The 22,437-nt window shown below is 70.0% G+C and carries 24 protein-coding genes; 11 read left to right on the top strand and 13 right to left on the bottom strand.

What is annotated here, in order from left to right; translation table 11 throughout:
• Positions 1 to 85 precede the first annotated feature (85 nt).
• Positions 86 to 343, top strand: a complete 258-nt coding sequence (locus ADL29_RS05555) for a hypothetical protein (RefSeq protein ID WP_425424201.1) — start codon at positions 86 to 88, stop codon at positions 341 to 343.
• A 27-nt stretch (positions 344 to 370) separates the two neighbouring features.
• On the opposite strand, the gene ADL29_RS05550 is transcribed toward ADL29_RS05555, so the two are convergent.
• Entirely contained in the window at positions 371 to 775 is a 405-nt protein-coding gene (locus ADL29_RS05550; protein ID WP_053922597.1) for a metal-sensitive transcriptional regulator, read from the bottom strand.
• A gap of 239 nt (positions 776 to 1,014) precedes the next feature.
• On the opposite strand from ADL29_RS05550, the gene ADL29_RS05545 reads away from it, so the two are divergent.
• Together ADL29_RS05545 and ADL29_RS05540 are read left to right on the top strand one after the other, a co-directional pair.
• Positions 1,015 to 1,635 carry a DUF47 domain-containing protein gene (locus ADL29_RS05545; protein WP_030069756.1) on the top strand — a complete coding sequence of 207 codons (621 nt, stop codon included), beginning with the start codon at positions 1,015 to 1,017 and terminating at the stop codon, positions 1,633 to 1,635.
• A 9-nt stretch (positions 1,636 to 1,644) separates the two neighbouring features.
• The gene (locus ADL29_RS05540) at positions 1,645 to 2,643 is read left to right on the top strand and encodes an inorganic phosphate transporter (RefSeq protein WP_053922596.1); all 999 of its coding nucleotides are present in this window, start codon (positions 1,645 to 1,647) and stop codon (positions 2,641 to 2,643) included.
• Between the two features lie 151 nt (positions 2,644 to 2,794).
• Here ADL29_RS05540 and pstB read toward each other — a convergent pair whose 3' ends face one another.
• The 7 genes from pstB to ADL29_RS05505 form a co-directional block, all read right to left on the bottom strand.
• Entirely contained in the window at positions 2,795 to 3,571 is a 777-nt protein-coding gene (gene pstB / locus ADL29_RS05535) for a phosphate ABC transporter ATP-binding protein PstB (protein WP_046926681.1), read from the bottom strand.
• Between the two features lie 80 nt (positions 3,572 to 3,651).
• Complete coding sequence (gene pstA / locus ADL29_RS05530; RefSeq protein WP_107094895.1) at positions 3,652 to 4,731, bottom strand: phosphate ABC transporter permease PstA; 1,080 nt, start codon at positions 4,729 to 4,731, stop codon at positions 3,652 to 3,654.
• 73 nt (positions 4,732 to 4,804) lie between these two features.
• Complete coding sequence (pstC, locus tag ADL29_RS05525; protein ID WP_053922595.1) at positions 4,805 to 5,803, bottom strand: phosphate ABC transporter permease subunit PstC; 999 nt, start codon at positions 5,801 to 5,803, stop codon at positions 4,805 to 4,807.
• 113 nt (positions 5,804 to 5,916) lie between these two features.
• Positions 5,917 to 7,035, bottom strand: coding sequence for a phosphate ABC transporter substrate-binding protein PstS (gene pstS, locus ADL29_RS05520; protein ID WP_053922594.1), 1,119 nt, complete (start codon positions 7,033 to 7,035; stop codon positions 5,917 to 5,919).
• 378 nt (positions 7,036 to 7,413) lie between these two features.
• The gene (locus ADL29_RS05515; protein WP_053922593.1) at positions 7,414 to 8,418 is read right to left on the bottom strand and encodes an endonuclease/exonuclease/phosphatase family protein; all 1,005 of its coding nucleotides are present in this window, start codon (positions 8,416 to 8,418) and stop codon (positions 7,414 to 7,416) included.
• Positions 8,415 to 8,864: a hypothetical protein gene (locus ADL29_RS05510; RefSeq protein ID WP_053922592.1), complete on the bottom strand. Its 450-nt coding sequence runs from the start codon at positions 8,862 to 8,864 to the stop codon at positions 8,415 to 8,417. Before ADL29_RS05510 ends, ADL29_RS05515 begins: the two co-directional genes overlap by 4 nt.
• A gap of 136 nt (positions 8,865 to 9,000) precedes the next feature.
• Positions 9,001 to 9,579, bottom strand: coding sequence for a DUF6973 domain-containing protein (locus tag ADL29_RS05505; RefSeq protein ID WP_053922591.1), 579 nt, complete (start codon positions 9,577 to 9,579; stop codon positions 9,001 to 9,003).
• Positions 9,580 to 9,909: 330 nt separating this feature from the next.
• Here ADL29_RS05505 and ADL29_RS05500 point away from each other — a divergent pair, with 330 nt between their 5' ends.
• Together ADL29_RS05500 and ADL29_RS05495 are read left to right on the top strand one after the other, a co-directional pair.
• The gene (locus ADL29_RS05500; protein ID WP_425424200.1) at positions 9,910 to 11,106 is read left to right on the top strand and encodes a C40 family peptidase; all 1,197 of its coding nucleotides are present in this window, start codon (positions 9,910 to 9,912) and stop codon (positions 11,104 to 11,106) included.
• A gap of 385 nt (positions 11,107 to 11,491) precedes the next feature.
• Positions 11,492 to 12,847, top strand: a complete 1,356-nt coding sequence (locus ADL29_RS05495; RefSeq protein ID WP_053922590.1) for a PP2C family protein-serine/threonine phosphatase — start codon at positions 11,492 to 11,494, stop codon at positions 12,845 to 12,847.
• A gap of 34 nt (positions 12,848 to 12,881) precedes the next feature.
• Here ADL29_RS05495 and ADL29_RS05490 read toward each other — a convergent pair whose 3' ends face one another.
• From ADL29_RS05490 to ADL29_RS05480, 3 genes are all read right to left on the bottom strand, one after another.
• The gene (locus ADL29_RS05490; protein WP_046926674.1) at positions 12,882 to 13,223 is read right to left on the bottom strand and encodes a DUF2516 family protein; all 342 of its coding nucleotides are present in this window, start codon (positions 13,221 to 13,223) and stop codon (positions 12,882 to 12,884) included.
• Positions 13,224 to 13,374: 151 nt separating this feature from the next.
• A complete protein-coding gene (locus tag ADL29_RS05485; RefSeq protein WP_046926673.1) occupies positions 13,375 to 13,995 on the bottom strand; it encodes a hypothetical protein in 621 nt (206 codons plus the stop codon).
• 32 nt (positions 13,996 to 14,027) lie between these two features.
• Positions 14,028 to 14,471, bottom strand: coding sequence for a helix-turn-helix domain-containing protein (locus tag ADL29_RS05480; RefSeq protein WP_053922589.1), 444 nt, complete (start codon positions 14,469 to 14,471; stop codon positions 14,028 to 14,030).
• A 172-nt stretch (positions 14,472 to 14,643) separates the two neighbouring features.
• Here ADL29_RS05480 and ADL29_RS05475 point away from each other — a divergent pair, with 172 nt between their 5' ends.
• The 4 genes from ADL29_RS05475 (at position 14,644) to ADL29_RS05460 (ending at position 18,756) form a co-directional block, all read left to right on the top strand.
• A complete protein-coding gene (locus tag ADL29_RS05475) occupies positions 14,644 to 15,108 on the top strand; it encodes a helix-turn-helix transcriptional regulator (RefSeq protein ID WP_053922588.1) in 465 nt (154 codons plus the stop codon).
• Positions 15,109 to 15,118: 10 nt separating this feature from the next.
• Positions 15,119 to 15,529, top strand: a complete 411-nt coding sequence (locus ADL29_RS05470) for a VOC family protein (protein ID WP_046930914.1) — start codon at positions 15,119 to 15,121, stop codon at positions 15,527 to 15,529.
• 46 nt (positions 15,530 to 15,575) lie between these two features.
• Positions 15,576 to 17,972, top strand: a complete 2,397-nt coding sequence (locus ADL29_RS05465) for an ATP-binding cassette domain-containing protein (RefSeq protein ID WP_053922587.1) — start codon at positions 15,576 to 15,578, stop codon at positions 17,970 to 17,972.
• Positions 17,973 to 18,159: 187 nt separating this feature from the next.
• Positions 18,160 to 18,756, top strand: coding sequence for a dihydrofolate reductase family protein (locus ADL29_RS05460; protein ID WP_053922586.1), 597 nt, complete (start codon positions 18,160 to 18,162; stop codon positions 18,754 to 18,756).
• 25 nt (positions 18,757 to 18,781) lie between these two features.
• Here the strand turns inward: ADL29_RS05460 and ADL29_RS05455 are convergent, their stop codons facing one another.
• Both ADL29_RS05455 and ADL29_RS05450 read right to left on the bottom strand, forming a co-directional pair.
• Positions 18,782 to 20,182, bottom strand: a complete 1,401-nt coding sequence (locus ADL29_RS05455; RefSeq protein ID WP_245689147.1) for an MFS transporter — start codon at positions 20,180 to 20,182, stop codon at positions 18,782 to 18,784.
• Positions 20,179 to 20,877, bottom strand: coding sequence for a TetR/AcrR family transcriptional regulator (locus ADL29_RS05450; RefSeq protein WP_078970758.1), 699 nt, complete (start codon positions 20,875 to 20,877; stop codon positions 20,179 to 20,181). The genes ADL29_RS05455 and ADL29_RS05450 overlap by 4 nt, the downstream gene beginning before the upstream one ends.
• 398 nt (positions 20,878 to 21,275) lie before the next feature.
• Between ADL29_RS05450 and ADL29_RS05445 the strand changes: the two genes are divergently transcribed.
• Together ADL29_RS05445 and ADL29_RS05440 are read left to right on the top strand one after the other, a co-directional pair.
• Positions 21,276 to 21,824 carry a DoxX family protein gene (locus ADL29_RS05445; RefSeq protein ID WP_078970757.1) on the top strand — a complete coding sequence of 183 codons (549 nt, stop codon included), beginning with the start codon at positions 21,276 to 21,278 and terminating at the stop codon, positions 21,822 to 21,824.
• A gap of 62 nt (positions 21,825 to 21,886) precedes the next feature.
• A complete protein-coding gene (locus ADL29_RS05440; protein WP_053922634.1) occupies positions 21,887 to 22,435 on the top strand; it encodes an NUDIX domain-containing protein in 549 nt (182 codons plus the stop codon).
• Positions 22,436 to 22,437: the final 2 nt, after the last annotated feature.

The following is a 22,437-nucleotide window of genomic DNA, read 5'->3' as shown; positions in this document are numbered from 1 at the left end:
CGCATGCCGGATGGCGGAAATGGTCCATCCGTGCCATGCGCGCAGTGTGTGCCCCTCCCTACGCTGGGCGGTAACCACCAGAAGCGTGGGAAGGCGCTCGGAGGAGGAGGTGTGGTACGTGGCCGGACACCGCCATCCAACGGTTCAGGACCACGTAGCCCTCGTCGAGATCGACCTCACTGGTGAGTTGATGATCGCGGCCGCGGCCGCCACGGGGGATCGGCTCAGCCGGGACCGTATCGACGAAGTGCTGGACGTGGACGGGGACGGGGCAGACGACGCGGACGGCGGTGAGGGCGCGGAGCTGGTGCCCCCGGGGGCCGGTCCGGCGGGACGCGGCTGAGCGGCCGCCGGCTCCGTGTCCGGCCGGTCAGGTGCGCAGCATCCGCTCGATGGCCTTGGTCGCTTCCTGGACCTTGGCGTCGACGGCCTCGGGGCCCTTGGCCGCGGCGTCGGCGACGCAGTGCCGCAGATGCTCCTCGAGGAGCTGGAGGCCGAAGGACTGCAGGCCCTTGGTGCTGGCCGAGACCTGGGTGAGTATGTCGATGCAGTAGACGTCTTCCTCGAGCATCCGCTGGAGGCCGCGAATCTGGCCCTCGATGCGGCGCAGGCGCTTGATGTGGGCGTCCCTCTGCTTGGCGTAGCCGTGGACGCCGGCGGACGGGGACGGCGCAGTGGAATCGGTCACGGTGCCGGGGTCGGTTTTCGGCTGTGCGGTGTGGCAGGCCGAGGGGGCTGCGGCGGTGCCGCTGGTGTCGGCGTCCGTGGTCGTCATGGCCGTCTCCCGTGGTATCTAGGCGTTCCGTATACGGCGATCACAGTGATCACAGCGGTCCATGCAGGCGATCCGTATACCCCTGGTGGGTATATTGTACCGAATTGTTCGAGCCTCGGCGGTCCCCCGTGCAGAGCATGCTGCCCGATGGGCGACACTGAAGGAATGCCGGTTAGCAGTGGCTGGATGATGCGCCTAGCATCAACTCGACCGAATCCGATGCACCCCGAGGATTTCACGTGCGCTTTCGTCTGACCCCCAGGGAGACGAGCTTCTACGACATGTTCGCCGCCTCCGCGGACAACATCGTCACGGGCTCCAAGCTCCTGATGGAACTGCTCGGGGCGGACGCCTCCGCGCGGACAGAGATCGCCGAACGGATGCGGGCGGCCGAGCACGCCGGGGACGACGCGACACACGCGATCTTCCACCAGCTCAACTCGTCCTTCATCACGCCGTTCGACCGCGAGGACATCTACAACCTCGCCTCGTCGCTCGACGACATCATGGACTTCATGGAGGAGGCCGTCGATCTTGTCGTGCTGTACAAGGTCGAGGAGCTGCCCAAGGGCATCGAGCAGCAGATCGAGGTGCTGGCGCGGGCGGCGGAGCTGACCGCCGAGGCGATGCCGAATCTGCGCACGATGTCGAACCTCACCGAGTACTGGATCGAGGTCAACCGCCTCGAGAACCAGGCCGACCAGATCCACCGCAAGCTGCTCGCGCACCTCTTCAACGGCAAGTACGACGCCATCGAGGTGCTCAAGCTCAAGCAGATCGTGGACATCCTGGAGGAGGCGGCGGACGCGTTCGAGCACGTCGCCAACACCGTCGAGACCATCGCGGTAAAGGAATCCTGAGCCCCGGCCATGGATACCTTTGCGCTTGTCGTGACCATTGCGGTCGCGCTCGGTTTCACATACACCAACGGCTTCCACGACTCGGCGAACGCCATCGCGACCTCGGTCTCGACCCGGGCGCTGACCCCGCGGGCGGCGCTGGCGATGGCCGCCGTCATGAACCTCGCGGGTGCCTTTCTGGGCAGCGGGGTCGCCAAGACGGTCAGCGAGGGCCTGATCGCCACACCGCAGGGCAACCAGGGGATGGGCATCCTCTTCGCGGCCCTGGTCGGTGCGGTGGTCTGGAACCTGGTCACCTGGTACTTCGGGCTGCCGTCGTCGTCCTCGCATGCGCTGTTCGGCGGCATGGTCGGCGCGGCGCTGGCCGGCGGCACCAAGGTGATCTGGTCCGGGGTGATCGAGAAGGTCGTCCTGCCGATGTTCATCTCGCCGGTGATCGGCCTGGTGCTCGGCTACCTGGTGATGGTCGTGATCCTCTGGATATTCCGTAAGGCCAACCCGCACAAGGCCAAGCGCGGCTTCCGCATAGCGCAGACCGTCTCGGCCGCGGGCATGGCGCTCGGCCACGGTCTGCAGGACGCCCAGAAGACCATGGGTGTCGTGGTGATGGCCCTGGTCATCGCCGATGTCGAGAGCCCGAACGACGCCATCCCGATCTGGGTCAAGCTGGCCTGTGCGATCACGCTCTCGCTGGGTACGTACGCGGGCGGCTGGCGCATCATGCGGACGCTGGGCCGCCGGATCATCGAGCTGGACCCGCCGCAGGGCTTCGCCGCGGAGACCACGGCCGCCTCGGTCATGTACACCGCGTCGTTCATGTTCCACGCGCCGATCTCCACGACGCATGTCATCACGGCCGGGATCATGGGCGTCGGCTCCACCAAGGGCCCGCGCGCGGTGCGCTGGGGCGTGGCCAAGAACATCGTGATGGGCTGGTTCATCACGATGCCGGCGGCGGCGGGTGTCGCGGCGCTGGCGTACTGGCTCATCCGGCTGGCGTTCGGGTAACGCCCTCCGGCAGGCACGGAGCAGACACCGAGCAGACACAGAAATGGGCCCGCCCCCCGGGAAGAGGGGCGGGCCCTTCGCCTTGCGGTGGCACCGCCATGCAGCACCGCAGGACGCTCAGGGGCGTCGGCCGTGAGCCGGGCTCGGCGGCTCAGCCGAAGCGGCCGGAGATGTAGTCCTCCGTGGCCTGCACCGACGGGTTGGAGAAGATCCGCTCGGTCTCGTCGATCTCGATCAGCTTGCCGGGCTTGCCGACCGCCGCGAGGTTGAAGAACGCCGTACGGTCCGAGACGCGCGCGGCCTGCTGCATGTTGTGCGTCACGATGACGATCGTGAAGCGCTCCTTGAGCTCGCCGATCAGGTCCTCGATGGCGAGGGTGGAGATCGGGTCGAGGGCGGAGCAGGGCTCGTCCATCAGCAGGACCTGCGGCTCGACCGCGATGGCGCGGGCGATGCACAGCCGCTGCTGCTGGCCGCCGGAGAGGCCGGAGCCGGGCTTGTTCAGGCGGTCCTTGACCTCGTTCCAGAGGTTGGCGCCCTTGAGGGACCGCTCGACGATGTCCTTGAGCTCGCTCTTCTTGTACGAGCCGTTCAGCCGCAGACCGGCCGCCACATTGTCGAAGATCGACATGGTGGGGAACGGGTTGGGGCGCTGGAAGACCATGCCGACGGTGCGGCGGACGGCGACCGGGTCGACACCCGAGCCGTAGAGGTTCTCGTCGTCCAGCATCACCTTGCCCTCGACGCGGCCGCCGGGGGTGACCTCGTGCATCCGGTTCAGGGTGCGCAGAAAGGTCGACTTGCCGCAGCCGGACGGGCCGATGAAGGCGGTCACCGAGCGCGGCTCGATGGTCATGGAGATGTCGTCGATGGCCTTGTGGCTGCCGTAGAAGGCGGAGAGGCCGCTGACGTCGATTCGCTTGGCCATGGGATCACTGCTTCTTTCGCGGGGGTAAGTCTGTGGGGTCGCTGGTTGGCCTCCGTCGGCGGAGCCGACTGAGGGATGCCTCAGCGACCGGACTTGGGGGCCTTCCAGCGGGCGATGCCGCGGGCCACCAGGTTGAGGATCATGACGAAGGCGATGAGGACCAGTGCCGCGGCCCAGGCGCGGTCGTAGGAGGCCTCGGAACCCTGCTGCCACTGCTGGAACACATACAGCGGAAGCGACTGCTGGGCGTCTTCGAAGGGGTTGCTGTTGATCGTCTTCGCGCCCCACACCAGGAGCAGTACCGGGGCGGTCTCACCGGTGATACGGGCGACGGCGAGCATCACGCCGGTGGTGATACCGCCGATCGATGTCGGCAGGACGACCTTGAGGATGGTGCGCCACTTGGGGACGCCCAGGGCGAGGGACGCCTCGCGCAGCTCGTTCGGGACGAGCTTGAGCATCTCCTCGGTGGAGCGGACGACGACCGGCATCATCAGGATCGCCAGGGCCATCGCACCGGCGAAGCCGGACGGGCCGAAGCCGAGGATCAGGATCCACACGGACAGGATGAACAGGCCGGCCACGATCGACGGGATGCCCGTCATGACGTCGACGAAGAAGGTGACGGTCTTGGCGAGCTTGCCCCGGCCGTACTCGACCAGGTAGATCGCGGTGAGCAGGCCGATCGGCGCGGCGATCAGGGTCGCCAGGCCCACCTGCTCCAGGGTGCCGAGGATCGCGTGGTAGATACCGCCGCCGGGCATCGCGTCCGGGAGGGTGCCCATCGAGTGGGACAGGAAGTAGCCGTCCAGGACCTTGATGCCGCGGGCGACGGTCTCCCACAGGAGCGACGCGAGCGGGATCACGGCGAGCAGGAAGGCCGTCCAGACCAGGCTGGTGGCCAGGCGGTCCTTGGCCTGCCGGCCGCCTTCGACGGCCGCGGAGAGCGCGTACGTACCGAAGATGTACAGCAGCGCGGTGATCAGGCCCCACTGGATCTTGCTGTCCAGGCCGGCGCCGAGGCCGATGCCGCAGCCTGCTCCCGCTGCGACCAGCGCGAGGACCGGCGGGGTCCAGCGGGGCAGCCGGGCCTGCTTGAGGGAGACGGGCAGCGGGGTGCCGCCACTGGCGACCTGTGTGCGGTCAGTCAGGGTGCTCATGCCGACACCTCGCTTCGCGGGGCGCCGCATTCGCGACGCGCGCGCCTCTTGATGATTCGTTCGCTGCGCTCACTCATGCTGCGGCTCCCGAGTACTCCTTGCGGCGGGCGATGATCAGGCGGGCCGCGCCGTTGACGAGCAGCGTGATCACGAAGAGGACGAGGCCGGAGGCGATCAGGGCGTCCTGGCCGAATTCATCGGCCTCGCTGAACTTGCTGGCGATGTTCTGGGCGAAGGTGCCGCCGCCCGGGTCCAGCAGGCTCTTGCCGATCAGGAAGCTGGGGGAGAGCACCGTGGCGACGGCCATGGTCTCGCCGAGCGCGCGGCCCAGGCCCAGCATCGAGGCGCTGATGATGCCCGAGCGGCCGAAGGGCAGCACCGACATGCGGATGACTTCCCAGCGGGTGGCGCCGAGGGCCAGGGCGGCCTCCTCGTGCATCTTCGGAGCCTGGAGGAAGACCTCGCGGCTCACGCTGGTCACGATCGGCAGGATCATGATCGCGAGCAGGATGCCGACGGTGAACAGCGAGCGGGCGGCCCCGTCGCCGTATTCGAAGATGCCGGTCCAGCCGAGGTAGTCGTCCAGCCAGCCGTAGAGGCCGGTCAGATGCGGGACGAGGAACAGCGCGCCCCACAGGCCGTAGACGATGCTGGGCACCGCGGCGAGCAGGTCGATGACGTAGCCGAGCGTGGAGGCCAGCTTGCGCGGGGCGTAGTGCGAGATGAACAGCGCGATGCCGACCGCGACCGGGACCGCGATGGCCATTGCGATCACCGAGCTGACGACCGTGCCGAAGGCCAGGACGGCGATGCCGAACTTGGGCTCGGTGCCGGTGGCGTTCCAGTCGAGGGTGGTGAAGAAGTTGGCCTTGTCGCCGGAGATGGCGAGCACGGACCGGTAGGTGAGGAAGGCGGCGATGGCCGCCATGATCACCAGGAGGGCGATACCGGAGCCGCGGGAGAGCCCGAGGAAGATCCGGTCACCGGGGCGGACCGACTTGCCCGATATGGACGCGAAGTTGTCGGTAGACGCCGGGGTCGGGGGCGTATCGGATAGCGAGGAGGAATTCATTGGTTCTCCGGTCTGCGGAGCCGGCCGGACGGCGTCGTCCGGCCGGGGCTCCTGGCGCGGCGGTGCACCGGAAGGGCGGCGGCTGCACTGTGTGTGCGGCCGCCGCCCGGAGGTCAGGAGAGCGTGGCGGCGGTCTTGCGGACCTTGTCGGCGATCTCGGTGGGCAGCGGGGCGTAGCCGAGCGCCTTGAGGGCGTTCTGGCCGTCCTGGCTGGCGACGTAGGTCAGGAAGGACTTGGTGGCGGGCAGGGTGTCGGCCTTGTTGCCCTTGTCGCAGGCGATCTCGTACGTCACCAGGGTGATCGGGTACGCGCCCTCGGCCTTGGTGGTGTAGTTGAGCTTCAGGGCCAGGTCGTTGCCCTGGCCGGCGGGCTTGGCCTCGGAGATCGCCTTGGAGGCGTTGTCAACGGTGGCCTCGACCGGGGCCTTGGCGCCGGTGTTCAGCTTGACCGTGGGGATCTTGGTGGAGGTGGCGTAGGACAGCTCGAAGTAGGAGATCGCGCCGCTGGTCTGCTTGACCTGCGAGGAGACGCCGGCCGAGCCGGACGCCGCCTGGCCGCCCTCGCCCTCCCACTTCTTCGCCGGCTCGTGCTTCCAGCCGCCGGCGGCCTTGAGGTACTTGGTGAAGTTGTCCGTCGTCCCGGAGTCGTCGGAGCGGTGGAACGCCTGGATCTTGAGGTCCGGGAGCTTGGCGTCCGGGTTCAGCTTCTGGATCGCCTTGTCGTTCCACTTGGTGATCTCCGAGTTGAAGATCTTCGACAGGGTCGGGGCGTCCAGGACGAGGTTGTCCACGCCGGGGACGTTGTAGCCGATCGCGATCGGGCCGCCGACCATGGGGAGGTCGATCGCCTGGCCGCCCTTGCAGACCTTCTTCGACTTCGCGATCTCTTCGGGCTTGAGCGCCGAGTCGGAGCCCGCGAAGGCGGTCTGGCCCTGCAGGAAGGTGGTCACACCCGCGCCGGAGCCGGTGGGCTGGTAGTTGATCTCGGTGCCCTTGCAGGCGCCGGAGTAGTTCTGGACCCAGACGTCCATGGCGTTCTTCTGCGCGGAGGAGCCGGAGGCGAGCAGCTTGCCCTTGCCCTCACACTTGATGTCCGCGGCCTTGGCGGAGCCGCCGCCACCGCTGGAGCCGCTGGTGTCGTCGGAGCCGCACGCGGACAGGGCCAGGGCACCGGTGACGGCGAGAGCGCCAACGGCGAGGGCGCGAACCCGGTTCTTGCGCTGAAGCTTCACTGTCGGGAGTTCCTTCCTGGGGCGCGCCGCTTCACCGGCGAGCTGGGGGACCTTCGGGGGTGTGATGACCAGCGCTGCTTCCAGCGTCGGCCCGCCGCGTCGCGCTTGCCATCGGGGCGTGATGCGCACTCGGTACGGCCGAAATTAGGCAGATCAGGTGAAGCGGCCGATGGAAGAGAGTGAACGCAAGGTGAACCTCGGCCGTCAGCTGGGGGCGGGGCGGGCGTGTCCGAAAAAGTCCGGCGGCGCGCCCGTATAGGGCTCGTTTGTTCGGTTTCTGCGGAGGGTGATGGCCTGTTTACGCACCCGGCCCGCCCATGCGAAAAACCCTCCCGTTCCCCTGAGGGGAAGGGGAGGGCCTGGTCCGCCGCGGCGCCGTCAGGGGCGGCTGCCGGTGCCCGGGGCGGACCCGGCGGACGGGACCCGCAGCTCCGCCACGACGGCGAGGTGGTCCGTGCCGGGGATCGTCCGCTCGTGGACGTCCACGGCCTTGAGGCCCCCGGCGAACAGCACATGGTCCAGGTGGAACAGCGGGAGGCCGGACGGCCAGGTGCGGACGAGGCCGCGGCCGAGTGCGTCGTGGACGTCGGCCGGTCCGGCCGCCAGGACCTTGCGGAACGGGCCGTGGTCGAGCGTGGCGTTGAAGTCGCCGAGCAGCACCTGCCGGCCCGGAGTGACGCGGGCCCGGCGGGCGAGCGCCGCGAGGTCATCGCTCCATCTGCCCTCGCGCAGCGGCAGCGGCGGAAAGGTGTGGACGGCCTGGATGCGCACCGGCCCGCCCGGCAGGTCCACGACGGCCCAGGGCATGGCGAAGGTGGTCGGCTCCTTCAGTACGCCCGTGGCGCGCAGCGGCAGCCGGGAGTACAGGCCCATGCCCGCCACCCCGGGCTCGGCCCGCAGGATCCGGTGCGGCAGCGCCTTCGCCAGGCCCGCGGCGTCGAACCGCCTGACCGCCGCGGGCGTCAGCTCCTCCACGGCCAGCACATCGGGCGCCTCCCGGCGCACCGTGGCGACGACGTCCTCGGCATCCGCACCGCCCGCCAGCACGTTGGCCGTCATCACGCGCAGGGTGTCCCCGGCGGCTCGGGCACCGGGCCGGACGGTCAGCCCGGGGTCCGTGACGAAGCGGGGTGCGAGCAGGGCGACGGGGACGGCCACCAGCACCGCGGCGACGGCGGCGGTGCGCCAGATCCGCAGGGCGAGGGCGCCGAGGAGGGCGAGGGCGGCGACGGCGGCGGCGTACGGAAGGAACACCGCCAGCTGCGGGAGCGGGGTGGCCGTGCCGCCCCCGAGTAGCCGGGCCAGCAGCGATGCGGCGGCAGCGGCCAGGGCCAGGCGGACCACCCACACCAGCAGGCGTACGAGCGGGGGCCTGTTCGTCATGCCGCGGTCCGGTCGGCCGGTGCCGTACGGGCGCCCGGGCCGTACGACAGGGCCGCCAGCAGAAGTGCGGGCAGCGCCGTGACGGTGAACACGGGGAGGCCGCGGAGGAGCGCGGTGGCGAGGACCAGGAGGTGGAGCAGGGTGCACACCACCGCGAGGGTCTTGGCTGCCCCGGCGAGCGGTCCGCGGTTGCGCAGCGCCGCGGAGAGCAGCACGGCGGCGGTCACCAGAGAGAGGAGCAGGGCGGCGCCCCCGCCGCCGAGGAGGACGACCCCCGCTTCGTTCGCCATGCCCTCCTCGCCCTCGAACGCGTAGGACGTGGCGACGAAGCCGGTCAGGAAGGTGAGCGTGACGGCTCCCCAGAGGGCTTCGACCAGCAGAACGCCGCCGGAGACGGCGGCGAGGATCCTCCAGGGCCGCGTCGGCGGGGGTGCGCTTGCGTTCATCGGTGGTGCTCCGGTCGCAGATACGGGTGCGCGGGAAGGCCCGGAGCCGGGACCTCGTGGGAGATCCCGGCCCCGGGCCCGGGCCTGGTCACCGTCCGCGGATCAGGCGGGCCGGCGGAGCCCGGCACGATACCGGTCAGGAACGGACCAGCCGGCCGTTCCTGATGATGCGCAGCTGGCCGTGGCGCGCCTTGTAGGAGCAGCGCTCCGAGGCGTCCGCGTACGACGACGGCTTCGGGTCGAGCGAGCGGCCCTTGTCGTTGTTGAACAGGTCCATCTTCTTTTCGATGGCCGGCTGGCCCGGGGTCTGCTCATGACGGTCGGCAAAACCCTTTGCCGTTCCCGCGCCCATGTCCTTGGTCATGCGCGCATTCCAGTAGGCGTGCCGGAATGCATCTCCGCGGCCATTGTGGAGAGAGCCGCTGTATCGCCGCTGTGCCTCGGCGAGGGCCTTCTTGGCGTGGTCGCTCGCCTTGTTGCAGATGCTGACGTGGCTGGGCACGGAACAGAACCGGAATTCTGCTTCGTTCATTCCGCCCGGGTAGCCGGACCGCACCGCCTTGCCGGGCTGCCCGTCCAGCGCCGCCGAAACCTCCCAGTGCAGCTTGGGCTGCGGCCTAGTGATGTCGGCGGAGGCCGTCCCCGCGAACCCGCCGACCGTGACCGCCAGGGCCGAAAAGCCGACCGCCAGCGACTTCAGCGAATTGCTTCGCATATTTCCCCGTACTCCCTGTTTTCTGTTTTTCCCCCGACCGGAAAAGGGCAGGGGTGGGGACGCAATCGCCTGGTCTTTTCCTGGACTTTGCCCCCGTGGCCGGGACTTTAGCAGCAGAACCGACCGGCCGGAAGGAAAATAAAATGGATGGAGTTATTCCGTTCCGTGAAATGGACGTGGTAATTCCGTTTCGTGGCTGCCTGCGCCCCGTGTGATGTCGTCCGCACCCCGACGCGACGGCCCGTCGCCCTGTTGAATTACCGGCAGGTATGGCAGCATCCGCGCCGGAGACGAACACGCGAATCGGTGCGGAACGACCGGAGGTGGCTGGTGGGGAGCCAGGGGGCACGGCAGGGCGTTCGGGACGTACGGGGCAACGGGGGCCGGAACGCCGGGCGGGGCGGCCGGGTCGTCGTGGGTACCGCGGTGGTCCTGTGTGCCATGGGCCTGCTCGGCGGAACGGCGACGGCGGCATACGCGGATCCCGGGGCGCGGGATCCGAAGGCGGGGGATCCGAAGGCGGGGGAGCAACGGAACGCGGCACCGGCGGCGGTGGATTCCGGTTCCGCCGGGGAGTCGCTCAAGCGCCTCGAGGCCGTACGGAAGAAGATCGACGATCTCTACCGCAAGGCGGAGCGGGCCACCGACGCCTATAACGGGGCCAAGGAGCAGGTCGAGCTCCAGCAGAAGGAGATCGTCAAGCTGGCCCGGAACATCGACCGCACCCAGCAGAGGCTGGCCGCCCTCAAGCGCCAGGCGGGCGCGCTGGCCAGCGCGCAGTACCGCAGCGGCGGAATGCCCTCCGAGGCCAAGCTGGTGCTCGGCGCCGACTCCGGCGCATTCCTCGACAACGCCACCCTGATGCGCAAGGCGCAGCAGGCGGCGAAGCGCGTGATCGGCCAACTCTCCCGGACGAAGGGCGAGTTGGAGGACTATTCGCAGGCCGCCACGGACCGCTGGGAGCGGCTCGAAGAGAACCGCAAGAAGAAGGACGGCGCGCGGCGGGACATCAAGAAACAGATCGACGCGGCGAAGAAACTCGAATCCCGGCTGGCCGCCAAGGAAAAGGAACGGCTCAAGAAGCTGGAGGACGAGCTGGCGCTGCGGCAGCAGCAGAAATGGCTTGACTCCGGTGTGCTGGAGGAGATCGACAACAAAGCGTCCCGCTTCGGCAAAAAGGCGATCTCGTATGCCACGGCACAGATCGGCAAGGACTATGTATGGGGCGCCGAAGGGCCGGACACCTTCGACTGCTCGGGTCTGACGCTGCGCGCGTGGCAGGCCGGCGGCACGACGATTCCGCGGACCTCGCAGGAGCAGTGGCGGCAGCTGCACCGGGTCGCGATCAAGGACATGCGGCCGGGTGACCTGATCATTTACTTCTCGGACGCCAGCCATGTGGGCATGTACATCGGCGACGGCGCGATCGTGCACGCGCCGCGTCCGGGCCGCCAGGTGACCATCACCGGCGCCGGTTCGATGCCGATCCTGGGGGTCGTACGGCCGGATGCCGAATCGGACCGATAAGCACCGGACCGATAAGCCGGGGACCGATTAGCGGGGGAGTGCGGCGGCCCGAATCGTGATCTGGGCCACCGATAAATGACCGGATTGATCGGTATCGGGCGGTTAACCGCCCGTCACTGCACACGGTCAGGATTCGGTCAGGCGGGGTGATATTCGTCATTCCGCTTTCCGCCCGCCCCGCCCCAAACACGCAGATGAGCCGCCGCATATGACATTGGCCGATTGCCGTCGGCCATTCCAAACCGCTCGGCACTGACGCTATGGTCGCCTCTCAGCGCCTGTTGGTGTCTCGACTCATTTGTCCGATGAGCGGGGCGAAAACGGGCACGGTGGTGCGTCGCTCGGCGTGCCGCCAGCCCCTCGGGGGGAGGGAAGGAACCGAGGAATGCCCGTACCCGTACCGCACCAGCGGACGGCTGTGCTGCCGCCACAGGCAGGACCGGTGGATGACGCCTGCGCGAATGCCGCGCAGCCGGCCGTCGCACCGGTGTCGGGTGATGCCTCTCCCCAGGAGATGGACGCCGCGGTGACGGCGGACGGTTCCGCCCACGGCGCGCTGCCCCAGGGCCTGACCCTGCTCCTCATAGGCGAGGACCCCAACAGCACCGTCCCCGACATGTGGGACTGGGCGGGCCGCCGGGCCCGGCTGCGCACCGCCCGCAATCTCACCGAGGCCGAGCGGCTGCTCACCGACGATGTGGACTGCATCCTGCTCGACCTGGCTCCACCCGAGCACGCCGGGTGCGATGCGGGCGATGACGGCTGCCCCGGCGACGAGCTCGGCGTCCTGCACGAGGTGCTGCGGATGGCGACCGGGCAGGCCGTCCTCGTCCTCACCTCGGAGACGGACGCGGAGCGCGCCGCCGACGCCGTACGCGTCGGCGCCCAGGACTATCTCTTCCGTGACGAGCTGGACGGCTCCGTGCTCAGCCGCGCCGTCCGCTACGCCGTCGAACGCAAACGCGCCGACCTCGCCCAGCGCCAGCTGACCGAGTCCCGGATGCTCGCCCAGGAGAACGCCCGCCTCGAGCGCGGCCTCCTGCCCACCCCGCTGCTCGACGGCTCCGATCTGCGGTTCGCCGCCTGCTACCGCCCCGGCCGCAGCCGCGCGCTGCTCGGCGGCGACTTCTACGACACCGTCCGCACCCCGGACGGCACCGTCCACGCCATGATCGGCGACGTCTGCGGCCACGGCCCCGACGAGGCCGCCCTCGGCGTCGAGCTGCGCATCGCCTGGCGGGCGCTGACCTTCGCCGGGCTGTGCGGCGACGAACTCCTCGCCACCCTCCAGAAGGTGCTGGAGCACGAACGTTCCGACGACGAGATCTTCGCGACCCTGTGCACCGTGGACATCTCCCCCGACGGCCGCCGCGCGGGCCTGTGCCTGGCCGGCCACCCCGCGCCGCTGCTGGCCCGTGCGGGACGCCCGCCGCGCCTGCTGCCGTACGAGTTCGGCGGCCCGGCGCTCGGCCTGCTGCCGCACGCCCGCTGGCCGCGCCGCCAGGTCGAGCTGGGCGGCTCCTGGAGCCTGATGATGTACACCGACGGCCTGATCGAGGGCCGCATCGGCGAGGGCAACCAGCGCCTGGGCCAGGACGGCATGACCGACCTGGTCAGCCGCCAGATGGCGGCCGGCCTCCAGGGCGAGGAACTGCTGGCTGCGTCGGTGCGCGAAGTGCGCGATCTCAACGGCGGCGAGCTGACGGACGACGTGGCCGTCCTGCTGCTGGACCGGAGATAGCCGGGGCCGGGTCTCCCGGCCGGGGGGCAAGGGGTTATCGCCCGCCGTTGTACGGCCCGTACGGACCGTCCGAGCTGGAGCCGCCGCGGCGCGGGCCACCGCCGCCGGAGACCTGGCGCAACGCCGGCCGGACGTCCACGGTGTAGACGATCACCGCGATCAGGCCGAGGACCGGCAGGAAGGCATCGACGGGCATCAGCAGGAGCAGCGCCGTGGCCAGGCCGAGGAAGATCAGCCACATGCCCTTGTTCTGCTTGTCTGCCGCACGGTAGGCGTCCTCGCGGCGCATCGCGGCATCGATCAGCATGACGGCGGCGTACACGCCCAGGGCCTTTCCGACCCAGTACAGAAGCTCCATGAAGCCGAACACCAGCACGCTGCCACCACCCGTTCGTTCTCTGTCGGTCCCGGCCTGTGCGGGCCCACCGTAACCGAACAACGGGCCGGGCACCCGGAGTGTGCCCGGCCCACTCGCCGGCTCAGCGCAAAGTGACAGACGTCACGACGTCATGACGGCACGCGCCGCATCACTTCGCCGCGGGCGGCGTGGTCTTCTTCGCCACCGGCTTGCGCGCCGCCGGAGCGGTCTTCTTCGCCCCGGTCGGCTTGTCGTCCGCGGTCCTGGTGCCGTTCGCGGTGGCGGTCTCCCGCTTGCTCGCGTCGTGGTTCACCGTCGGCTGCGACTGGGGCTCGGACTTCGCGGCCGGCTCGGGCTCGATGGCCACCGCGAGGTCCTCGAAGGTGTCGGCGGTCTGCCCGCGCCACTTGTCCACCGCGCCGTGGCCCCGCTTGGCCAGCTCGTCATACGTCTCGCGCAGTTGCACGGCGGTCTCGGCGGCACGGCCGACGCCCCGCAGCGCGACCTCCTGCACCTGGTCGAGGACCTTCTTCAGGTCGCCGTCCAGCGTGCCGAGCAGCTCGGCCACCTTGTCCTGAGCTTCCTTGGCCTGCTTGGTGACGCGGTCCTGCACGTCCTTCGGGTCGGTGGCCTTCACCGACTCGAAGGCCTTGGGTGCCTCCGCACGGATCTTCTCGACGAGTGTCGGCACCTCGCCGAGCTTTTCGACGGCCAGATCGGCGGCCCCGGCCAGGGCGTAGAGCGGGGTCGCGTCGGTGACGGTCTTGCGGAGGTCATCGGTGATGGCCATGCGTTCTTCCTCCTGGAAACGGAATCGGTTGCTCAGGTGGCGTGCGGGCCGCCGTCGGCCTCTGACTCTGGGGAGTCCGGACCGCGCCCGTTCTCATGCCCGCTCGCAGTGCGGTCCGCGCCACTTCCGAGTCCGTTCTCTTTACGGAACGACTCGTAGATCTGCAGCAGGACCTGCTTCTGCTTCTCGTTGAGCGACGGGTCGGTGCGTATCGCGGTCTGCACCTCGACTCCGTCGAGCCCCTGTCGCTCATCGAGGATCCCGGCCTGGACGTACAGCGTCTCGGCGGAAATCCGCAGGGCCTTCGCCAGCTGCTGCAGGATCTCCGCACTCGGCTTGCGCAAGCCGCGCTCGATCTGGCTGAGATACGGGTTGGACACCCCCGCGGCATCCGCGAGCTGCCGCAGACTCAGCTGCGCCGTGCGCCGCTGTTCCCGCAGGAACTCCCCGAGATTGCCGACGTTGAGTGATGCCATGACTCCATGGTGCACGCTTGTGCTAACTATTGCAAGCAAGCGCTAGCAAAAGTGGGGGTGGCGTGTTCTGGCCTGCCGATGAGGGCGCCGCGCCTCATGGCGGCCGTGCGATGCTGGTCCGGTGACGCTTCCGCTTGCGGACCTGGTACGGCTCCGCAGAGCCCGTGACCTGATGGACCGCGACTACGCGGAGCCGCTCGACGTCCCCGCGCTGGCGCGCGCCGCCCATATGTCGCCGGGCCACTTCTCCCGCAGCTTCCGCGCCGCCTTCGGGGAGACGCCGTACAGCTATCTGATGACCCGCAGGATCGAGCGGGCCAAGGCCCTGCTGCGGCGCGGTGACCTGTCGGTGACGGAGGTCTGCTGCGCGGTCGGGTGCACCTCGCTGGGGTCGTTCAGCTCGCGGTTCACCGAGCTGGTGGGCGAGAGCCCGAGCGCCTACCGTGCGCGCCGGCACGAGGAGGGTGCGGCCGTCCCGGCCTGCGTCGCCAAGATCTTCACGCGGCCGGTCAGGAACGCGGAACCGGTCGGGGCCGCAGAACCGGTCGGGAACGGAGAACCCGTCGGGAACGGAGAACCCGTCGGGAACGGAGAACCGGTCAGGAACGGAGAAGCGCAGCGGGCGGCCCGCCCGTAGCGTGAGCCGCATGGACATCAAGCTTTCGCAGTGCTTCATCGCCGTCGACGACCACGACAAGGCGCTCGCCTTCTACCGCGACGTGCTCGGACTCGAGGTGCACAACGACGTCGCGTTCGAGGGAATGCGCTGGGTGACGGTCGGCTCGCCGTCGCAGCCCGGCGTGGAGATCGTGCTGGAACCGCCGCTGGCGCATCCGAACGCCTCGCCCGCCGACAAGCAGGCCATGGACGAACTGCTCGCCAAGGGCCTGCTGCGCGGCGTCATCTTCTCGACCGACGACGTCGACGCCGCCTTCGAGCGCATCAGCACCGCGGGCGGCGAAGTGCTGCAGGAGCCGATGGACCAGCCGTACGGCGTCCGTGACTGCGCCTTCCGCGATCCCGCGGGCAACATGCTGCGCTTCGCCCAGAGCCGCTGACCCACTTGACCCACCTGACCCACCTGACCATGGAGACCCGATAGGCATGGCCAAGAGGACGGACGCGCAGCCGCCTGCACCGCATGCTGCCGACAGCCACGATCTGATCCGTGTGCACGGCGCGCGGGTGAACAACCTCAAGGACGTCAGCATCGAGATACCGAAGCGCCGCCTGACGGTGTTCACCGGCGTCTCCGGTTCGGGCAAGAGCTCTCTGGTGTTCGACACGATCGCCGCGGAGTCGCAGCGGCTGATCAACGAGACCTACAGCGCCTTCGTACAGGGCTTCATGCCGACCCTGGCGCGGCCCGAGGTCGACGTACTCGACGGGCTGACGACCGCGATCATCGTCGACCAGCAGCGGATGGGCGCCGACCCCCGTTCCACGGTCGGCACCGTCACCGACGCCCACGCGATGCTGCGCATCCTCTTCAGCCGGCTGGGCAGGCCGCATATCGGCCCGCCCAGCGCGTACTCCTTCAACACCGCCTCGGTCCGGGCGAGCGGCGCGATCACGGTCGAGCGCGGCGACAAGAAGACGGTGAAGGCGACCTACCAGCGCACCGGCGGCATGTGTACGCGCTGCGAAGGCCGGGGCACGGTCTCCGACATCGATCTCGCCGAGCTCTTCGACGACTCCAAGTCGCTGGCCGAGGGCGCGATCACTGTCCCCGGCTACAAGGGCGGCGGCTGGAACTCCCGGCTCTACAGCGAGTCGGGCTTCGTCGACCCGGACAAGCCGATCCGCAAGTACACCAAGAAGGAGCTGCACGACTTCCTCCACCGCGAGCCGACCAGGATGAAGATCGCGGGCATCAACATGACCTACGAGGGGCTGATCCCGCGGGTCCAGAAGTCGATGCTCTCCAAGGACAAGGAGGCGATGCAGCCGCACATCCGGGAGTTCGTGGAGCGCGCGGTCACCTTCACGACCTGTCCCGAATGCGACGGCACCCGGCTCAGCGACGGCGCCCGCTCGTCGAAGATCAAGAAGATCAGCATCGCCGACGCCTGCGCGATGGAGATCAGGGACCTGGCCGAGTGGATCCGCGGCCTCGCAGAACCCTCGGTGGCGCCACTGCTCACCGCGCTGCAGCACACCCTCGACTCGTTCGTGGAGATCGGCCTCGGCTACCTCGCGCTCGACCGGCCGTCGGGCACGCTCTCGGGCGGCGAGGCACAGCGCGTCAAGATGATCCGCCACCTCGGCTCCTCGCTCACCGACGTCACCTATGTCTTCGACGAGCCCACCACCGGCCTGCACCCCCATGACATCCAGCGGATGAACGACCTGCTGCTGCGGCTGCGGGACAAGGGCAACACGGTGCTCGTCGTGGAGCACAAACCGCAGACGATCGCGATCGCCGACCACGTCGTCGACCTCGGCCCCGGCGCCGGTACGGCGGGCGGCACCGTCTGCTTCGAAGGCACCGTCGACGGGCTGCGGGCCGGCGGCACCGTCACCGGCCGCCACCTCGGCGACCGCACCGCCCTCAAGTCGACGGTGCGCAAGCCCACCGGCAAGCTGGCGATCCGCGGCGCGTCGACGCACAACCTGCAGGACGTCGACGTCGACATTCCCCGCGGCGTGCTGACCGTCGTCACGGGCGTCGCCGGATCCGGGAAGAGCTCGCTCGTGCACGGGTCGCTGGGTCAGCGGTCGGGGGCTCCAGAGGAGGGTGTGGTCTCGGTCGACCAAGGCGCGATCCGCGGCTCGCGGCGCAGCAACCCGGCGACGTACACCGGCCTGCTCGACCCGATCCGCAAGGCGTTCGCGAAGGCCAACGGCGTCAAACCGGCGCTGTTCAGCGCCAACTCCGAGGGCGCCTGCCCCACGTGCAACGGCGCGGGCGTCCTCTACACCGACCTGGCGATGATGGCCGGCGTCGCCACCACCTGCGAGGACTGCGAGGGGAAGCGGTTCGAGGCATCGGTGCTGGACCACCACCTCGGCGGCCGCGACATCAGCGAGGTGCTGGCGATGCCGGTGACCGAGGCCGAGGCGTTCTTCGCCGACGGCGAGGCGCGCACCCCGGCCGCGCACAAGATCCTCACCCGGCTCTCCGATGTCGGCCTCGGCTACCTCACCCTCGGCCAGCCGCTCACCACGCTGTCCGGCGGCGAGCGGCAGCGGCTCAGGCTGGCCACCCACATGGCCGAGAAGGGCGGCGTCTACGTCCTCGACGAGCCGACCACCGGCCTGCATCTCGCCGATGTCGAGCAGCTGCTCGGCCTGCTCGACCGGCTCGTCGACGCCGGCAAGTCGGTCATCGTCATCGAGCACCACCCGGCGGTCATGGCGCACGCCGACTGGATCATCGACCTCGGCCCCGGCGCCGGCCACGACGGCGGCCGCATCGTCTTCGAGGGCACCCCCGCCGACCTCGTCGCCGCCCGCGCCACCCTCACCGGCGAGCACCTGGCGGACTACGTCGGCGGCTGACCGGGGCTGTTTCGGTGCGTCGGGCGGTACCGCTATGTGTGCCGGATCACTCTCCGGGGCCCGAGGGCGCCGATGATTCCGGAGCGGTGCGGCAGTCTCCATCGCCGTACCGCCGACGTCCGATGCCGTACATCCGACATCCGGCATCCGACGTCCGGCATCGGAACAGAGGGAGAGGAGCGCACCCATGCGCATCGTGGTCAGTGAGTTCATGAGCCTGGACGGCGTCGTGCAGGCGCCGGGCGGACCCGACGAGGACACCGACGGAGGCTTTGCCCACGGCGGCTGGTCGCACCCGTTCTTCGATCCGGAGGTGATGGGCGGCGTCTTCGACGAGGCGCTGAACAACGCCGAGGCGCTGCTGTTCGGGCGCCGTACGTGGCGGACGATGGCCGCGGCGTGGCCCGAGCGGGCGGGTGATCCGTTCGCCGACCGGATGAACGCCATCCGGAAGTACGTCGTGTCCGGGACGCTGGGCGAGGACGAGCTGACGTGGGCGCACACCACGCGCATCCCCGGCGGTGAGGCCGTCGCCCGTATCCGGGAGCTGCACGCGGCCGACGGCGGCGACCTGCTGGTCATGGGGAGCCCCACCCTCGTACGCACCCTCCTGGGCGAGGGCCTGGTCGACGAACTCCGGCTCATGATCGAGCCGGTGATCCTCGGCGGCGGCAAGACGATCTTCCCCGGCGACGGTGCGCTGCGCACGCTCGAGCTGGTCTCGGCCGTCACCAGCGGTACGGGCGTGCAGGTGTGCACCTACCGGCCGGCCGCGCAGGAGTAGGCCGAAGCCGGGGCCGCCGGCCCGGTCACCTCTCGCCGCGGCCGGGCAGTCCGGCGGCGAGCGGCGCACCGATCGCGGCGACGGCGGCCAGGACGAGGAGCGTGGCGCCCGTCGCGGCGCCGAGGCTCACCAGCATGGTCGCCATGGCCACGCCCAGCGTCGGGCCGATGTTCATCGCGGTCTGCTGGAGGCCGCCCGCCACCCCTGCGTGGGCCGCGGAGGCATGGCGCACGATGACGGCCGTCGCGGTGACCATCACCGTCCCGAACCCGGCGCCCAGAAGCAGGAAACCGCCGCTGACCGCCACCGTGGTCACCGTCGTCGACGACCGCCCGAAACCGGGGAGGGAGAGGAGGAGGACTCCGAGGGTCAGCAGGGTCATCGCCGCGGCGGTCGTGCGCCGGGGACCGTACCGGCGCTGCAGTACGGCCGAGGCGGGCGCGCTCAGCACCATCATCACGGCCAGGGGCAGTACCCGCAGCGCGCTCTGGAACGGGTCCAGGGCGAGGACGTTCTGCAGGAAATAGGTGCCGACGAAGAGGGTGCCGAACAGCGACGCCGAGGCGGCGAGGAGGATCGCCAGGGCCGCGGCGACGGTCGGCGATCCGAGGACGTCCGGCGGCAGCAGCGGGTCGGCGGTGCGCCGTTCGTGCCGGACGAACGCGATGCCGGCCGCCGTCATCGCAAGGAATCCGAGTGCGGTCCCCACGGTCCAGCCGGCGTCCGGGATGCCGATGAGGGTGTGCACCAGGCACACCAGGGCCACCGCGAGCAGACCGGCGCCGGGCAGGTCGAGACGGGTGGGGGTCGCGCCCCCGCGGGGCGCGGGTATCCGTACGAGCAGCGCCAGTACGCCGATGACCAGCGCGGGCGCGACGTTGAGGAAGAAGACGGCCCGCCAGCCCAGGTGCGCGGTCAGCGCGCCGCCGATGACCGGACCGGCGGCGGCCGCCAGCCCGATGGCGCTCGTCCGCAGCGCGATGGGCATGCCGAGCCGGTCGGGCGGGTATGCGGCGCGCAGCATGCCCAGGGTGGCCGGCTGGAGCAGTGCGCCGAAGATGCCCTGGGCGATCCGCAGACCGATCACCCAGTCGGCGCCGGGCGCCAGGCCGATCCCTGCCGAGGCGGCGCCGAAGCCCAGGATGCCGAGGGCGAAGACCTGTTGATGGCCGTACCGGTCCCCGAGCCGGCCCGCGAAGACGAGCAGGCTCGCGACGGCGATGAGGTAGCCGGTGCTGGTCCACTGGACCTGGACGAAGGAGGCGTGCAGGTCCCGTTGCAGGGTGGGCTGGGCGACGGTCAGCACGGTGCCGTCGAGGGCGACGATGACGGCGCCGACGATGCTGCCGGTGAGGGCGAGGCGCCGGTGGTGGCGTTGCCGTCGAGGGCTCAGGTGGTGGCGCTCGGGGCTCGCTGTCGAGGTCACCGGCCCTCCTCCGGGCCCAGGTGCGCATCGACCGCGGCGCGGAGCAGCGGCTCCACATCGGCGGCGCCGGTGGCGAGTTGCAGGCTGCCCCAGCCCCACAGCTGGGCGATGCCGTGCAGAGTGCTCCACAGCGCGCCCGCGACGAGCTCCGGCGTCCTGTCCGGCTCCCCCTCCGGCCAGGTCCGCGCGCGGGTGACGAGCCCGACGAGTACGCCGAAGAGCGGCAGGCTGGTGTCCCGCAGGCCGAGCTGATTGCTCTCCAGCAGGTCGTGACGGAACATCAGCTCGTACATGCCGCGGTGGCTGAGCGCGAAGTCCAGGTAGACCCGGGCCAGGGTGCGGAGTTGGGCGCGGGCGGCGGCCCGGCCGTCGGTGCTGCTGTCCTGGCTGCTGTCCCCGGGGCTGCCGTCGCCGCCGTGGCCGCCGAGCGCCTCCGTGGTTCTGGCGCCCAGGTCGGCGAAGCCGCGGCGGGCGATGGCGGACAGCAGGGAGAGATGGGTCGGGAAGTAGCGGCGCGGCGCCCCGTGCGAGACCCCGGCCCGGCGGGCGATCTCCCGTAGGGACAGGGCCTGGACGCCCTCCCGGGTCACGAGGTCGACGCCGACGTCCACCAAGCGGGCGCGCAGGCCCGGTTCCTGATCGCCGCTCAGGGGCGTGGGCGGTTCCGGCGGGGTGGGTGGCGTGGAGGCATGCATAGACAGTGTCTACCAGAGGTCGTAGACGCTGTCTACGCAGCGGTCGGAGGGTCGGTGCGCGTACGCCCTCCCCTCTCGCGGGGTCGGCATGAGAAGCTGAAAGCCAAAGAAATGACGAATTGATCACCACAAGCCGACGCGCCTCATTGTGAGGAATACCGGCGGCCCGCCCGGACCGATATGGGACCCCGGACCGACACGGCAACGGTGGCGATATTCCGGCTGTTTCCCGGCCGCTTTTCCGACCCACCGCGTCCCGGCCGCCGCCCGGCAGTGCCGTGGCCTTTCGCATATCGCATGCGAGGGTGAACGCCGCGTGACTGCACCACCCCGATCTGCCGGTCCCAGGGCGGCCGGTCGGCTCCGCCCGGGGATCTCGATGCGGAAGAGAGCTCCCGATGAAACACAACGCCGAGCGACTGCGCGCCTCTCCCCCGCCCGACACCGGCACCGCGGCGCGGCCGTCGGTGTCCGCCGGTGACTGCGGTCTGCTCCTTGTCAGAATTGTCTTCGGGCTGGTGATGGCGGGACACGGTGCCCAGAAACTCTTCGGGATATTCGGTGGCATGGGCCTGACGGGAACCGGCAAAGGGTTTGACGCATTGGGCTACCACCCTGGCAAGGTCTACGCCGTCATTTGCGGCCTTTCCGAATTCCTCGGCGGGCTCGGCCTGGCGCTGGGGCTGTTCACCCCGCTGGCGGCCGCGGCCGTGATCGGCGTGATGATCAACGCCATGGTCACCGTCACCGCGGCGCACGGCCTGTGGGCGCCCGAGGGGCTGGAGTACAACATGTCCATCGCGTCCGTCGCCCTCGCCATCGCCGCCATCGGCCCCGGCCGACTCTCCCTCGACCGCCCCTTCCGGTGGGGGAAGGGAGGCTGGCGTGAGGCGGGCGTCGCACTGGGACTGGGGGGCGCTGCCGCGGCCGTTGTGCTGGCCATTTAGAGCCGATCTACTGACGTCCAGAGATGGCGGGCCCCTGGCGGGCGGCCCGCCATCATGGCGGTATGACGATCACCCCGGGAGCCGCCGCGGCGGCACCGCCCTTCTCCCACGTCAAGATCCGTACCGCCGCGCTGGTGTTCTGCGGTGACGAGATCGCCCTCATCCGACGCGAGCGGCCCGGCGGGGACCACTACAGCGTTCCCGGCGGCAACGTCGAGGACGGCGAGAGCCTGCCGGAGGCGCTCCGCCGGGAACTGGCCGAGGAACTCGCCCTCGACACGGACCGGGCCGAGGGCGGTGAGCTGCTGTGGGTGATCGACCAGAGGGTGACCCGGCCCGGGCCCGCCCCGTCACCGCGCAAGCTGCATCTGATCCACCGCCTGCGCATCGGCGGGGACGTCCGCGCGGACCTGGCCACCGAGGAGTGCGACGAGCTGCCCGACGGGACCCACGACGTGGGCGCGATCGAGTGGATCGACTACCGGAAGACGGCCGGGCTGCCGGTCTACCCCCCGGTCGGACCGGCCCTCGCCGCGCTCCCGCACCCGCGTGCCACCGTCGCCGACGCCGGGCTGGAGGCCTTCACGGACGGCAACTACACGTGGCGTTGAGC

Source organism: Streptomyces chattanoogensis (assembly GCF_001294335.1).
Lineage (GTDB): Bacteria > Actinomycetota > Actinomycetes > Streptomycetales > Streptomycetaceae > Streptomyces > Streptomyces chattanoogensis.
This window is presented reverse-complemented; position numbering and strand designations above follow the sequence as displayed.